The organism is Williamsia sp. CHRR-6 (assembly GCF_018474015.1).
In the GTDB taxonomy this organism is placed as follows: Bacteria; Actinomycetota; Actinomycetes; order Mycobacteriales; family Mycobacteriaceae; genus Williamsia_A.
In genome coordinates this window covers 370,676-384,988 of record NZ_JAHCSG010000002.1, presented here as the reverse complement: position 1 = coordinate 384,988, position 14,313 = coordinate 370,676, and the positions used below count along the sequence as shown (strand labels likewise).

The window sequence follows — 14,313 nt, the reverse complement described above, 5'->3', positions numbered from 1 at the left end:
CGGTCCACGCTCACAACAGCTCTCGCGCCACCGGGCATGACATGCACCGTGGGCCACCGCGACCCGACCCCAGCTCGCTGCCGCTGATGGTCAGCACCTCGATGCCCGAATCCACAAGTCGCCGATTGGTTTCGGTGTTGCGGTCGTAGGCCACCACCACACCGGGAGCGATGGCCAACGTGTTGTTGCCGTCGTCCCACTGCTCGCGCTCGGCGGTCACCGCATCCAGGCCGGTGTCGATCACCCGCAACTTCTCGATCCCCATCGCCTCGGCGGCCGCGGACACGAACGGAGCCGGTCCGGTGACCCGCGGGTGGTCGGCGGCGGCGGTGATGGTGAACGCCGAGAGCGTGTCGACGATGGCCGGATACATCACCACCGCATCGACGTCGACCATCGTGCACACAGTGTCCAGGTGCATCGAGGCCCGCCGCTGCTCGATCGGAACGGCCAGCACGGTGTGAGCCAAACCATCGTCGAACAGACTGCGCGCCAACGCTTCTGCTCCAGCCGGGGTGGTGCGCTCGCCCACGCCGACCGCCACCACGCCCGGCGCCATCAGCAGCACGTCGCCACCCTCTACCGGCGCGACGTGGGACTCATAGACCCGGCGTGCGCCGCGGAATCGAGGATGGTGTGCGTAGAGCAGATCGGTCAGCGACGTCTCCCGCATGCGGGCCGGCAGCGCGAGGGTGGTGATGGCGAAGCGTTGTCCGATCCAGAACGAACTGTCGCGGGTGAACAGCAGATTGGGCAGCGGGTCGATCGCGAACTCGATGCCGTGATGCATCCGGCGCACCAACGACGACCGCGCCGCCGCCGGGCTCTCCGGTAGCTCGTCGAACGTCATGCCCGCCATCAGCACCCCGGCGAGCTCGGCCGGTGGCAGCGTGCGGAGATGTTCCGAGAGTTCCTGCGCCAGATGATGACCCAGCCGGCGGGCGCTGACCGCGGCAGCGATGCCCTGCATTCGGGCCGCACCGGAGAGACCGATGGTCTCCACCAGCAGCTCGCCCAGCAGCAGCACCTCCACCCCGCGCGAGGTCAACAGCTCGGCGAATGCGTCGTGCTCCTCCTGGGCCCGGTCCACCCACGGCAGACCGTCGAACAGCAACTGATCGCTGTTGCGGGGGGTGAGGCGGCGCAGTTCGTCACCGGGCCGGTGCAACAGCACCGTCTGTAGCCGCGCCACCTCGGAATTGGCGCCCAGCGCACCACCCAGGGCCGGAGTAGTCATGACGACAACGGTAGTGCGCGCGGTGCTCGGCTGCCGGTCACGACGGGCTGGTCGGTGCGGCGGATGCGGCCACTCGCGCCGGCGCGGTCTCGCGCGCCCACACCCACAGGGCCAAGGCCAGCAGCGGCACCACCCCGGTCAGCAGGAACGCCGGCCCGAATCCCCCGCCGTGATCGACCATCAGGCCGGCCAGGATCGGCCCGGTGACCGCACCGACGTCGGAGATCATCTGATATGAAGCCAGCGCGCTACCACCCTTGCCGCGTACCGACAACACGTCGGCCAGCGCCGCCTGGTGGGTGGGAGCGAACAGACCCGATCCGACCCCGGCGAAGAAGCTCAGCATCGCGATGACCCACAACGAGTCACTGAACCCGATGAACAGTGTTGCCGCCGCCATCACCGCCAGTCCAGGCAGCATCACCGGCTTGCGACCGTGGACATCCGACAGCCGCCCGGCGACCAGGATCGAGACCACGTTGCCGGCCGCGTAGATCGCCAACACCACACCCGACCAGCCGCTCGGTGCACCGAGCCCATCGACGATCAGCAACGGCACCACCGCCACCCGCACGCCCTGCGAAGCGAAACCCTGCGTGAAGCTCGACGCCAGCACCGCGCGATACGTTCTGTCGCGCAATGCTTCTCGCAACCCCATCGGGTCGAGGGGTGGTCCGGTGTCGACCACCGGGCGCCCACCGACGCCCCGCAGCTGCGTAGCCACCACCACCGAGGCGATGACCAACGCCACCGCGTAGACCACGAACGGCAGCCGCAGTCCGAACCCGATCAACCCCGCCCCGATCAACGGACCGCTGATACTTCCCAGGAGGAAGCCGGCGCTGAAGTACCCAGACACCCGACCCCGGATGTCAGGCGGGGACAACCGGATCAACAGCGCCAGCGCCGACACGCTGAACATCGTCGAGCCCACCCCGCCGAGCCCGCGGAACAGCAGCAGTTGCCAGTAGCTCTGCGCGAACGCCGAGGCGAAGGTCGACACCGCGACGATCGTCAACCCGGTCAGGTAGACCCGGCGCTCCCCCAGGCGTGCCACCAGGGCACCGCTGGCCGGGGCGAACACCAGACGCATGAACGCGAACGCCGAGACGATGACCGTCGCAGCCGTGGCCGACACCCCGAAACTGCGCGCGAATTCCGGCAGCGCCGGGGCGATCAGTCCGTATCCCAAGGCGATGACCACGTTGGCGGCCAGCAACACCCAGATCCCGCGCGGAATCTGCTTCATCGAGTCTTCACAGTCACATCGTGCACGCTCAAGGGGTGGGCGAGGTCCGGGTGCGCACCCGCTGTAGATGCGGAACGCTGCGCCCGGCGTAGTCGTCGAAGGCTTGCTCGGCCAGTGCGCGGCCGAGGTCGATCATCTCCTGTGCCCGGTGGAAATCCATGCTGTTGAGCGAGTTCCGCGGAATCTGGATCAACACGTCAGGCGGAAAACTGGCCAGCTGATGGCGAACCAACGCCTCCTGCATGATGTCGATGGAGCGATCCATCACCGAGAACGCCGACAGTTTGCCCACCGCGGCCGCAGCGACCGAGGCCGCACCGCGTGTCCCGGCGCCGTTCTTCTCCACCACCACCGCGGTGCGCTCGGTGTCGTCGGGGACCTCGGGCTGCGTCTCTTGCGCTCCTTTGGGGTGGGGCGAGAACAGGTTCACCATCCCGCGCACCACCGAGCTCTCCCCCGCGATCCGCATCATCGCATCCCACGTCGACTCCCGTGGTGCGCCGTCGTCGGACCCGTCCTCGTGCGCATCATCAGATCCCCCGGTGTCGGCCCCGACGTCCACGGCGATGATCACCTCCGCGCCGGCCGCAGCGAGCGGCGCGATCGGAAGTGGCTGCAACAGGCCGCCGTCGATGTAGACGCGACCGTCGAGTACGTGCGGGGTGATGACGCCGGGAATGGCGATCGACGCGCGGATGGCCTCGTCGACCTCGCCACGCTGAAACCACATCGGGCGCCCACTGTTGAGGTCGGTGGCCACTGCGGTGAACGGGATCCGAAGGTTCTCGATGAGGGTCTCCCCCAGCATGTCGCGCACCCGGTCGATGATCTTGTCGGCGTGGATCACCCCCGGTGCACTCAGTGAGATGTCGAGCAGTTTGAACACGTCGAACTGCGAGAGCCCCGTCGCCCACTCGGTCCACTCGTCGAGACGGTCGGCGGCGTAGAGACCACCCACCAGCGCACCCATCGACGACCCCGCCACCGCGACCACCTCGTAGTCGTGTTCGGCGAGTACCTGCAACACACCGATGTGGGCGTACCCACGCGCGCCTCCGCTGCCCAAGGCCAGGGCCACCTTCGTCGTCACGGGATCAACAGTAGGACGGCGAGGTAACCAGCAGATATCGTCCCCTCACGCAGTGGGGTGCCTACGGTGCGTTTCTTGGCTTGTCGCAGTGCTTGCGGTGCTGCCCGGCCCCGACACCGCGGTGGTCTGGCGATCGGGGCGTTTCGCAGTGCCCGCCGCGGCGACTACGACGCGGTGACCGCCGGGACACCGGGCAGGGAGATGAAGGCCGGCATAGGAGGACAGAGCACAACCCTGCGAGCGAGAAAGTCTCAGGCGCAGCCGGGTTGAGAGATTCTCGACCCGAGGGGCACGGCAGTGTCGCGGGGTGGGGTTTGGTGACGTAGGGAGGTCAACGGGATGCGTGAATCACCCTAGGTTTTGTGCCGCCTCGGGTTGGGGCTGGTCCTCGGTCGTGAGGTCAGCGTAGTAGAACGTCTCGTACTCGATGGGTGGGATGTGGCCGATACTCGAGTGCAGTGGCGTCGTCGGCGAGCCAACCTGCCCATGCCAGGTTGAGGGCGATCGCCGATGTTGCCTTCGCGCCGCTCAGCCGGAGCGGTCCGAGTACTCGCTCACCACCCACCCTGCGCGGGAACGCGCGACGGCCCTCGCCACCACAACGCAGTTGGTCCAGGGGTCATCGACAAGTCCGCGCCCACACCCCCGGAGGAGGACAATTGATTGACGGCACTACGCATTCGGTAGAGCGTCAAACCCTGAACGCGGCCCTGGGCACGAACCGCAGAGCGGTCATCGAGCAGGTCGCCGGCCTAGCGGACGCCGACGCCCGTCGCCGACTGGTCCCCCGCTGACAACACCAATCACACTGATCGAACACGTCGCCGCGGCCGAGCGCACCTGGTTCCAGCGATTCTGGGAAGGGTCGGCGCAGGCGGTGCGCAGTTTCCGACAGGGCCTGCGGTCCAGCATCACCAACCCCAAGGTGATCACCTTGTACGTGATCGGGTCGCTCCACCTCGTGGCGGTGGTGGCCGGGGCGCACCGAGCCCGTAGCGTGTTCCCGCGGCACAGCTATCGCCGAAACATGGACGTCATGACCGGCACCGCGCTGGTCGGATTCGGAGCTGCGCTGGCCGGCGAATGACGGGGTCGATGGCGCCAACCACCGGACCGACCGATGAGTTGCGGCGGCGCGGACGGTCAGCACACAGGTAGCAACCAAACCAGACGAAAGGCTGCGCTCATGAATGCCATCACCCCATGCCTGTGGTTTGCCGGAGACCTCGGCGACGCCCTGGAGTTCTATCCGACGGTGTTCGCCGACTTCGTGGTGCACTCGGTCAACTCGGGACCGGCGGGCGAGGTCTACACCGCCGAGTTCGAACTGAACGGCCAGCGCCTCATCGCGCTGAACCATCCGTCGGACTTCCGCTTCAACGAGTCGATGTCGTTGATGATCTCGTGTGCCGATCAGGCCGAGGTGGACCACTACTGGGACGGGCTGATCCAGGGCGGGAAGCCGTCGCAATGCGGGTGGCTGGTGGACCGGTTCGGGCTGAGCTGGCAGGTGGTGCCCACCCGACTGCACGACCTGCTCAACGACCCCGACCCCGCCCGCGCGCAAGCCGCGATGAACTCGATGTTGTCGATGACCAGACTCGACATCGCCACCCTGGAGGCCGCCGCGGCATCCGCGGGGTGAACAGGAGCCCCGCGGGACTGGGATGATCGGTGTCATGACATCCGGCCCCGACCCGCATCAGCCCACGCCCGACCCGACCGTCCGGCAGGCCGTCGTCTACGTGGCGACGGTGATGGGGTTGGCGGTGGCCTTCATCGCCGCCGGTGGCCTGATCTATGACACGGTGCCGCTGGAGATCGTCATCGTCTTCCCGCTGATCGTGTTCGCGGGCACCGTGGGGGCCGGCTGGTGGACCTACCGGACCTGGCAGGCCGGTGGGCGCTGGCAGGTGTGGCAGGGCGCGACCTGGTTTCTGGTGGCCATGTTCCTGGTCACCCTGGGCAGCACCGGCGGTGCGCTGCTGGACGCCTGACAGGGCCGGCCATCGAGTAAGTTCAACGAGATACGTTGTCATCAACTCGAAGGACCTGCGATGTCGACCACCTCCTTTCTCCGCGCCGCCGCCGGGACCGTCGTCACCGGCGCCGTCGGTGCTGCCGCCTACGACCTGACCAAGCGCGTGGTGAAGAACGTCTCGCTGCGCGAGAGCGCCGTGGTGGCCACCTCGTGGGCCATCCGCGGCACCCGGGTGGCCGAGGCCGGAGCCGAGAACGCTCGGCTCGCGGTGGCCGACGTGGTGGCCGAGGCCAAAGAGCGCGTCGGCGAGGAAACCACCCCGCCCGGCGTGGGCGGCGGTCACGACCACGATCACGACCACTGATGACCGCGACGCTCACGCGCGTCGCCCCCGCAGACGCCGACCCGACCGACGATCTGACCCTGCTCTCCGATGCCGCCGGGCGACTGCGCATCCGCGCCCCATGGTTGCGCGGTTCCTCGGTTCGCGCGGTTGCCGTGGAAGAGTTGGTGTTACGGGTACCCGGGGTGCGGGCGGTACACGCCTACCCGCGCACGGCGTCGATCGTGGTCTGGTTCCGCGCCACCACCGACCGCACCGCCATCCGCTCGGCGATCGCCGCAGCGGCAACCACACCCGCAGAGACGCTGCCCGCGCGCGCGCCGTACTCCACCGAGATCGCCAACGGCGACATCGTCCGGATGGCGGCCGGCGGAATCATGCTGGCCCTGTTGGGTATTCGGCGCTACGGCCTCAACCGGCCGCCACTGCTGGGGCCGGGCAGCCGACTGGTGGCCACCGGCGTCACCATCTTCACCGGCTATCCGTTCCTGCGGGGCGCGCTGCGCACGCTGCGCGGGGGTCGGGCCGGTACCGACGCACTGGTGTCGGCCGCCACCGTGGCCAGCCTGCTGCTGCGTGAGAACGTGGTCGCGCTGACCGTGCTGTGGTTGCTCAACATCGGCGAGTTCCTCCAAGACCTCACGCTGCGCCGCACGCGGCGCGCCATCTCGGATCTGTTGCGCGGCAACCAGGACACCGCTTGGATCCGCCTGCCCGACGGCACCGAGGTGCAGGTGGGCATCGAGTCGCTGGAGGTGGGCAACGAGGTGGTGGTGCACGATCACGTCGCGGTGCCCATCGACGGTGTCGTCGTCGACGGCGACGCCCTGGTCGACCAATCCGCCATCACCGGCGAGAGCCTGCCCGTGGCCGTGGGCCTGGGGGCTCAGATCTACGCCGGCTCGGTGGTCGTGTCCGGTCGGCTGGTGTTGCGTGCCGAGGCCGTGGGTGACAACACCACCATCGGACGCATCATCGCCCGCGTCGAGCAGGCCCAGGCTGACCGCGCTCCCATCCAGACCGTCGGCGAGAACTTCTCCCGGCGTTTCGTGCCTGCCTCGTTCTTGTTGTCCGCGTTGACACTTGCCGTCACCCTGGATGTCCGCCGCGCGATGACGATGCTGCTGATCGCCTGCCCGTGCGCGGTGGGGCTGTCCACCCCGACCGCCATCAGCGCCGCCATCGGCAACGGCGCACGGCGGGGGATCCTGATCAAGGGCGGATCGCATCTCGAGCGCGCAGGCGGGTTCGACGCGGTGGTGTTCGACAAGACGGGCACGCTGACCCAGGGTCGTCCGATCGTCACCAACGTCGTCTCCTTCCACGACGACTGGCAGCCCGAGCAGGTGCTGGCCTACGCCGCGAGCTCGGAGATCCACTCCCGACATCCGTTGGCGCAGGCCGTGATCCGGTCCACCACCGAACGCCGCATCGAGATCCCCCCGCACGAGGAGTGCGAGGTGTTGGTGGGTCTGGGCATGCGCACCTACGCCGACGGACGCATCCTGCTGCTGGGCTCGCCGTCGTTCCTGGCCGGCGAGAACGTGGCGGTCAGCGCCGAGGCCGAGCGGTGGGTGGCCGACATGCGCTCGCGCGCCGAGACGCCGCTGCTGCTGGCCGTCGACGGGGCCCTGGTCGGGTTGATCAGCCTGCGCGACGAGGTACGCCCGGAGGCGGCCGCCGTGGTGGCCGATCTCCGGCGAATCGGTGTCTCCCGCATCGCCATGCTGACCGGCGACCATCCCGCCACCGCCGCCGCGGTGGCCGCCGAGCTCGGTATCGACGAGTGGCACGCCGAGGTGATGCCGGAGGACAAACTGGCCACCGTGCGAGAGCTGCAAGAGGCAGGTCACGTGGTGGCCGTGGTCGGCGACGGGGTGAACGACGCACCGGCGCTGGCGGCCGCCGACATCGGTATCGCCATGGGCATCAGGGGTACCGACGTGGCCGTGGAAGCCGCCGACATCGCCCTGGCCGGTGACGACCTGACCAAACTGGCCGACGTCCGTGAACTCGGCAGCCGCACCGTGGACCTGATCCGTCAGAACTACGGGATGGCCATCGCGGTCAACGCCATCGGACTACTCATCGGAGCCGGTGGGGCCCTGTCGCCGGTGCTCGCCGCCGTGCTGCACAACGCGTCGTCGGTGGCGGTGGTGGCCAACAGTTCTCGTCTCATCCGCTATCGCGTGGACACGCCTGCGACGACCGCGGCGACCTCGGCGGGAGTGGGATAGGACGCGATGGTCCCGGGGCGGGTCACCGACAACGACGCCACGGCGGTGCCCACCGACACCGCCGTGGACAACGGCGCCCCGGCGGCCAGCTGGGCAGCCAGGGTGCCGACGAACAGATCGCCGGCACCGGTGGTGTCGACCACCGGAACCGCGCTCGCCCGGTGGTGTCCGCTGCCACCGGCATCCACCCACACCGCGCCGGCGCCACCGAGGGTGACCACCACACTGCGCACCCCCTGCGCGCGCATCGTCTGCGCCGCGACGAGCACCGACTCGACCGAGCCGGTGTCGGTCCCGGTGAACTCGGCCAGCTCGGTCTCGTTGACCACCAACGGATCACAGCGTGATGTCACCGCATCAGGTAGCGGGCGCGCTGGCGCGGCGTTGAGCACCAGACGACCGGACGCGACCTGGGCCACCTGTTCGACGACCGGATCGGGGATCTCCAACTGGCACACCACGACCGTCGCGGCACGCACGGCGTCGACCTCGGCGGGCGCCAGTTCGGTGAACGTGGCGTTGGCACCGGAGGCCACCACGATGGTGTTGTCGCCGGCGCCCACCTGGATGTAGGCCACCCCGCTGGGGACGCCGGGAGCCTGCGCCAACAGGTCGACGTGTACTCCCGCCGCGCTGAGCTCATCACGCAAGCGCACACCCGCGTCGTCGGCACCGACCCGCCCCACGAACGTGACCCCGCCTGCTGAGATACGTGCTGCAGCAGCCTGATTGGCGCCTTTACCACCGAGGTTGGTGCGCACGCCGCGCGCGATCACCGTCTCCCCGGCCCGCGGGAGACGATCGACGTCGAGCACCACGTCGAGGTTCACCGAACCGACCACCACGATCTGATTCACGACAGGGTCTGATTCACGAGAGGGCCGCGTGTAGTCGGTCGAGGAACGGGAGCTGCGCGGGCAACAGCTTGGTCCGCGCCGTGTCCAGGTCGAACCACTCGATGCGGTCCACCTCAGGGAAACTGCGCATCCGGCCCGAGCCGCGCGGCCACTCCATCTCGAACTCGTTGCTCACCGCGTGGGTGAGGTCGAGGTCACCACGCACCGCGAACGCGGTCACCACCTTGCCGCCCTTCTGCGCCACGTCCCCGAGTTCGATCACCGCACCCTCGGGCGCGGGGATCGAGGTCTCCTCGGTGAACTCGCGGCGCGCCGCGTCCAGCGCCGCCTCGTCGGGGTCGTAGAGGCCCTTGGGTACCGACCAGACGCCTTCGTCGCGGCGGGCGTAGAACGGTCCCCCCGGATGGACCAGGATCACCTCGAGTGCATCGGCCTGGCCCCGGAACACCACCAGTCCAGCGCTGCGTGTCGGCACGTCGAGAATGGTCGCATGCCTCACCTCAGCGGACGGGTGCGCACCGCCGAGAGGGTCAACGCAGACGTAGCCCGCTGGGACTACGGTCCGCCCGATCCACCGAACGCACCGACTCATCCCCGCGGGGATCATCAGACGTCGGGTCGTCGGTGTGGTGCCGATCGGGCGGGATGCGGTCGGCGTCGCTGCGGGCGATCATCGCACCCACCACGAGTGCCGTGACGACGGCAGCGCCGAACCAGCCCACGAGCGCGAGGAGGATCACGGACACCATGAGCCCATAGTGGCGAGAAATAATCACCGTGACAAATATTTCGTCATCACATCGCAACCTGAGGATCGGTCAGCGGACACCTTCCGTTCATCTTTGCGTCAACGCCCCAACGCGCCGCACCGAGGTGTCGTCCTCGACCACCAGGACGGGTACCCGGGCGTTATCGTCGGGTCACGATCGATGGCGACGTGCGTCGATCGCAGCGCGATGTCGACGAGGAGCAGCCATGGACACCGACGTCATCGTGGTGGGAGCCGGCCTGGCCGGACTGGTCGCCGCACACGAGTTGACCGCCGCCGGGCACCGGGTGGCCCTGCTGGATCAGGAGAACGCAGCCAACCTCGGCGGCCAGGCCTGGTGGTCGTTCGGTGGGCTGTTCTTCGTCGACAGCCCCGCGCAACGTCGCCTGGGCGTCAAGGACTCGTTCGAGTTGGCCTGGAGCGACTGGCGCAACAGCGCAGGTTTCGACCGGGTGGACCCGGTGACCACCGCGGCAGGCACCGTCGGCGGTGAGGACGAGTGGGCGATCCGGTGGGCCAGGGCGTACGTGGAGTTCGCCGCCGGCGAAAAACGTCCATGGCTGAACTCGCACGGGGTGACGTTCCTGCCCACCGTCGGCTGGGCCGAACGCGGAGGGCTGCGCGCCGACGCCCACGGCAACTCCGTACCCCGATTCCACGTGGCCTGGGGCACCGGGACCGGGGTGGTGCGCCCGTTCGCCGAGTCGGCGCACCGCGCACATGACAACGGGCGCTTGACCTTTCACCACCGACACCGGGTAGACGAGGTGGTGACGCAAGGCGGTGCGGTGATCGGGGTGCGGGGATCACTGCTGGCAGCTGATGATTCACCTCGCGGCGCGCCGTCCAACCGGACCGTCGTCGGCGACTTCGAGCTGACCGCGCAGGCCGTGGTGGTCACCTCCGGGGGCATCGGGGGTGACCACGATCTGGTGCGGCGGTACTGGCCTGCGCGCCTGGGAACCGCGCCCACCCACATGATCACCGGTGTGCCTGCGTACGTCGACGGCCGGATGCTCGACATCACCGCCGCCACCGGCGCGCGCCTGGTCAACCGAGATCGCATGTGGCACTACACCGAAGGTGTGATCAACTACGACCCGATCTGGCCCTCGCACGGCATCCGGATCCTGCCCGGACCGTCATCGCTGTGGCTGGACGCACTGGGGCGCCGGATGCCCGACCCGTGCCTGCCCGGATTCGACACGTTGAGCACGCTGGCGCATCTGCGGACCACCGCAGACATCGCGCGCCACGACCACTCCTGGTTCGTGCTCAACCAGCACATCGTCGCCAAGGAGTTCGCGCTGTCGGGCTCGGAACAGAATCCCGACATCACCTCCGGCGACAAACGCGGTCTGCTGCGCGAACGGGTCCTGGGCAAGGGGGCACCCGGTCCGGTCCGCGAGTTCCTGCGCCGCGGTGCCGATTTCGTCACCGCCGACACCGTAGAGGAACTGGTGTCTGGGATGAACGCACTGACCACCGAAGACATGCTCGACCCCGCTGCGGTCCGCGGGATCGTCGAGGCTCGGGACGCCCAGTTGGACAACGCCTACTGCAAGGACAGCCAGATCATGGCGATCCGCAACTCGCGCTCGTTCATCGGCGAACGCCTCGGCCGCACGGCGTCGTTGGGCAAGCTGACCGACCCCGCCCACGGGCCGCTCATTGCGGTAAAGCTTCACGTGCTGACCCGAAAGTCGTTGGGTGGCATCCAGACCGACCTGTCGTCGCGGGCGTTGCGCGCCGACGGCTCGCCGGTGCCGGGGCTGTACGCCGCAGGTGAAGCCGCCGGCTTCGGCGGTGGTGGCGTGCACGGCTACAACTCGTTGGAGGGCACCTTCTTGGGCGGATGCCTGTTCTCCGGGCGCACCGCCGGCCGCGACCTGGCCGCTGCCCTGGGCTCCCGCTGACCCGTCGAGTGGGCGGAAAACCCCGTCGAGTGGGCGGAAGTTCCTGACGACACCGACGCCCGCTGGTCAGAAACTGACCGTCGGCGGCGCCTGTTGGCCCTCTGGCGCCTTGTAGAACTCGCGCTTGGTGACCTTGGCGAAGCCGGCGAAGAACATCCACGGGATGGTCTGAACCAGAGTGTTCAGCGTGGTCACCGCGTCGTTGTAGAACTGCCGGGCGAAGGAGATCTGGTTCTCGGTGTCGGTCAGCTGGCTTTGCAGATCAAGGAATCCGGTGTTGGCCTTGAGATCTGGGTAGGCCTCGGCCACCGCCATCACGTTCACCAGCGCCTTGCCCAGTTCGGCGTCAGCGGCCGCCTTCTCCGGCACCGACGGACTGGTGGCCGCCGCAGCCACCCGAGAACGCGCCGCAGTCACCGCCTCGAACACGCCCTTCTCATGCGCGGCATAGCCTTTCACGGTGTTGACCAGGTTGGGGATCAGGTCGGCCCGGCGGGTCAGCGCAACGTCGATGCCACCGAGCGCCTCCTGGGCGCCGATGTCGGCCTTGCGCAACTTGTTGAAACCGATCACACCGAACCCCACCAGCGCGACGACCAACACCAGAATCACGATCAGGACCACGATCACCATGTGCTCACTCCATTTCTGTCATGTCGAATCAGGGCGCCGATCACCATGATCCGCCGCCGCCACCGCCCCCACCGCCGCCGCCGGAGAACCCTCCCCCACCACCGCCGGACGAACTGGAGCGCTGGGTGGCCTGGTAGGCACTGATGGCGGAGTCGACGGTGCCGTTGAAGTCCGACGCGAACGAACCCATGGGGTTCATCGTCGAGCCGGGAAGGTAACCGAAGCCGGGACCGATGTAGCCGGGCATCGGCGGCTCTTCGCGGAACTGCACGCGGTACTTCTCGGCCCACACGTCGGCCACCCCGAACGCCACCGCCCACGGGATGTAGGCGGTGTAGAGCTCACGACGACCGCTGAAATCGAACCGGGCCTCGCTCGATCGGGTCCCCAGCACCCGCCGGAACCCCCCGAGCTGCGACCACAACGCTCGCCCGCCGGCGGTACGGAACGTGGTGGCCCCCGGCTCCAACACCGGCAGCGCCACCGCGGCGAACACCCCCAGGGGCAGCCCCAGCACCGACATGTGAAACGGGTTGAAGAAGTACAGCGCAGCCGCGCCCAGCGCGAACACCCCGAGCAGCAGCCGGCCGTACAGACCCGCAATGGACACCACCAACAGTTTCTCGCGGGAGGCCCACGAGGACAGTTGGGAGTCGAAGGTGCCCCGCACGGTGCGCAGCTGCCTGCCGATCTCCACATTCCCCGGTTCGGCCAGAAACGTTGTGCCCGGGGTGATCCCGAGGCTGCTGGCGACCGATCGACTCACCTCGTCGACCGTGGCGAGGTTGCCGCCGGGTGCACCGGTGATCGCCCAGACGTCGTTCTGCTTGTCCAGGGTGACCACCTTCTTGTCACCGAGCTCCAGCAGGGTGGCCGCATACAGGTCGTCTCCGCTGCTCTCGGTGAGCACGAAAGCGCCCTGGGCGGGACCGATCCCCGGCGGCGGTGCGTACATGAGCGGAAAAGCGGGATCAGCCTCATGGGTGGCCCGCACGATCAGCGCGGCACCGATCGCCGCGAGAAGCGTCAGGGCCAGGACAGCACCCAGCCACGGCACCGACCGACCGAACACGTCGTCGAGGGTCTGCGACCAGGGCAGCTCGGTGCGGCTCGGGGTGGCGATGGCCAAAAAGGTCTGCACGGTCACCGGGGTCTGCGGTTGCAGCGCCCCCGTGCTGATCGACAGGGCGTTGCCGCGCACCTGCGTGGTGCATCCCCCCGATGCGCCCGCACCGATCGCGCACCGGGTATCCGCTGGTGCTGCAGGCAGATTCACCGTGATCGAGCTCTGCTGGATGGGCATACGCCACCCGCCGGGGATGACGTTCCAGTAGAACTGGGCGCCCGACTTCGGCTTCGATGCCCGCGACAACGCGCCGGGGATCCGGTAGCGCAACTCGTAGCGGTGGTTGCCGTCGATGGTGGTGTTCGGATCACCGATCTTGGCCACCACATACCGGCCGCCGCGCTGGGTGCTGGTGTCGAGCCGTTCGGGCCGTCCGTCGCGGGTGACCGTGATGTCGTGGGGCACCAGGCGAACACGAGTGTTGTTGGGGTCCACGACGTCGAAGAACCGGAAGATCCCGTGCCGGAACAGCGGGAACTCGACGTCGATGGTCTCGGTGGCGGTCAGTTCCCCGTCGGCGGCCACGTCGAAGGTGGCCTGGTAGTCGGTGATGATCGACGACTCCGGCTCCGACGGGGAGTCGCCCCCGCTGGTGAACAGCACGGGCAGGAACATCGCCGCGGTCGCCACGATCAGGCCGATCAGGATCGTCAGCGCCCGTTTCATGGCGAGAGCATAGCCCCGCCTGATGTTCGACGAGGGTGGACGAGAACACCCCCAGCCCCGTAGGCCAGTTATCGATAACTGTGCGGTCGGGCGGGAGATGACGCCAAAGTCACGGTCCCCGAAAAGCATTCCAGGGTGCGGTGCCCTAGGTTGGACGGGTCTGCAGCTGCGGGCGACCCGCACGTTCTCCCTGTCGATGAGGTGTTCCG

The 14,313-nt window shown here is 68.3% G+C and carries 14 protein-coding genes; 6 read left to right on the top strand and 8 right to left on the bottom strand.

Annotation, left to right across the window (positions count from 1 at the left end):
* Positions 1-10: 10 nt before the first annotated feature.
* Genes KIK15_RS07650 through KIK15_RS07640 form a run of 3 tightly spaced genes read right to left on the bottom strand, consistent with a single transcriptional unit; the run spans position 11 to position 3,576 of the window.
* A complete protein-coding gene (locus tag KIK15_RS07650) occupies positions 11-1,237 on the bottom strand; it encodes an arginine deiminase (protein ID WP_214243589.1) in 1,227 nt (408 codons plus the stop codon).
* A gap of 37 nt (positions 1,238-1,274) precedes the next feature.
* Entirely contained in the window at positions 1,275-2,486 is a 1,212-nt protein-coding gene (locus tag KIK15_RS07645; protein ID WP_214243588.1) for an MFS transporter, read from the bottom strand.
* 28 nt (positions 2,487-2,514) lie between these two features.
* The gene (locus tag KIK15_RS07640) at positions 2,515-3,576 is read right to left on the bottom strand and encodes a patatin-like phospholipase family protein (protein WP_214243587.1); all 1,062 of its coding nucleotides are present in this window, start codon (positions 3,574-3,576) and stop codon (positions 2,515-2,517) included.
* 877 nt (positions 3,577-4,453) lie between these two features.
* Here KIK15_RS07640 and KIK15_RS18315 point away from each other — a divergent pair.
* The 5 genes from KIK15_RS18315 to KIK15_RS07615 all read left to right on the top strand — a co-directional run bounded on the left by KIK15_RS18315 (position 4,454) and on the right by KIK15_RS07615 (position 8,137).
* Entirely contained in the window at positions 4,454-4,663 is a 210-nt protein-coding gene (locus tag KIK15_RS18315) for a hypothetical protein (protein ID WP_250324424.1), read from the top strand.
* Between the two features lie 99 nt (positions 4,664-4,762).
* Positions 4,763-5,221: a VOC family protein gene (locus tag KIK15_RS07630; protein WP_214243586.1), complete on the top strand. Its 459-nt coding sequence runs from the start codon at positions 4,763-4,765 to the stop codon at positions 5,219-5,221.
* A gap of 34 nt (positions 5,222-5,255) precedes the next feature.
* The gene (locus KIK15_RS07625; RefSeq protein ID WP_214243585.1) at positions 5,256-5,573 is read left to right on the top strand and encodes a hypothetical protein; all 318 of its coding nucleotides are present in this window, start codon (positions 5,256-5,258) and stop codon (positions 5,571-5,573) included.
* Between the two features lie 60 nt (positions 5,574-5,633).
* Positions 5,634-5,921 carry a DUF1490 family protein gene (locus KIK15_RS07620; RefSeq protein ID WP_214243584.1) on the top strand — a complete coding sequence of 96 codons (288 nt, stop codon included), beginning with the start codon at positions 5,634-5,636 and terminating at the stop codon, positions 5,919-5,921.
* Complete coding sequence (locus tag KIK15_RS07615) at positions 5,921-8,137, top strand: cation-translocating P-type ATPase (protein ID WP_214243583.1); 2,217 nt, start codon at positions 5,921-5,923, stop codon at positions 8,135-8,137. Before KIK15_RS07620 ends, KIK15_RS07615 begins: the two co-directional genes overlap by 1 nt.
* Here KIK15_RS07615 and KIK15_RS07610 read toward each other — a convergent pair.
* Genes KIK15_RS07610 through KIK15_RS07600 form a run of 3 tightly spaced genes read right to left on the bottom strand, consistent with a single transcriptional unit; the run spans position 8,083 to position 9,743 of the window.
* Positions 8,083-8,994 carry a ribokinase gene (locus KIK15_RS07610; protein ID WP_214243582.1) on the bottom strand — a complete coding sequence of 304 codons (912 nt, stop codon included), beginning with the start codon at positions 8,992-8,994 and terminating at the stop codon, positions 8,083-8,085. The two genes, KIK15_RS07615 and KIK15_RS07610, sit on opposite strands and share 55 nt — an antisense overlap.
* A gap of 13 nt (positions 8,995-9,007) precedes the next feature.
* Positions 9,008-9,469, bottom strand: a complete 462-nt coding sequence (locus tag KIK15_RS07605) for an NUDIX domain-containing protein (protein ID WP_214243581.1) — start codon at positions 9,467-9,469, stop codon at positions 9,008-9,010.
* Between the two features lie 55 nt (positions 9,470-9,524).
* A complete protein-coding gene (locus KIK15_RS07600; protein WP_214243580.1) occupies positions 9,525-9,743 on the bottom strand; it encodes a hypothetical protein in 219 nt (72 codons plus the stop codon).
* Positions 9,744-9,969: 226 nt separating this feature from the next.
* On the opposite strand from KIK15_RS07600, the gene KIK15_RS07595 reads away from it, so the two are divergent.
* On the top strand, positions 9,970-11,679 hold the full coding sequence (locus KIK15_RS07595; RefSeq protein ID WP_214243579.1) for an FAD-binding dehydrogenase: 1,710 nt from the start codon (positions 9,970-9,972) through the stop codon (positions 11,677-11,679).
* Between the two features lie 66 nt (positions 11,680-11,745).
* On the opposite strand, the gene KIK15_RS07590 is transcribed toward KIK15_RS07595, so the two are convergent.
* Together KIK15_RS07590 and KIK15_RS07585 are read right to left on the bottom strand one after the other, a co-directional pair.
* Positions 11,746-12,312, bottom strand: a complete 567-nt coding sequence (locus KIK15_RS07590; protein ID WP_214243578.1) for a LemA family protein — start codon at positions 12,310-12,312, stop codon at positions 11,746-11,748.
* Positions 12,313-12,352: 40 nt separating this feature from the next.
* The gene (locus tag KIK15_RS07585; RefSeq protein WP_214243577.1) at positions 12,353-14,104 is read right to left on the bottom strand and encodes a DUF2207 domain-containing protein; all 1,752 of its coding nucleotides are present in this window, start codon (positions 14,102-14,104) and stop codon (positions 12,353-12,355) included.
* Between the last annotated feature and the right edge of the window lie 209 nt (positions 14,105-14,313).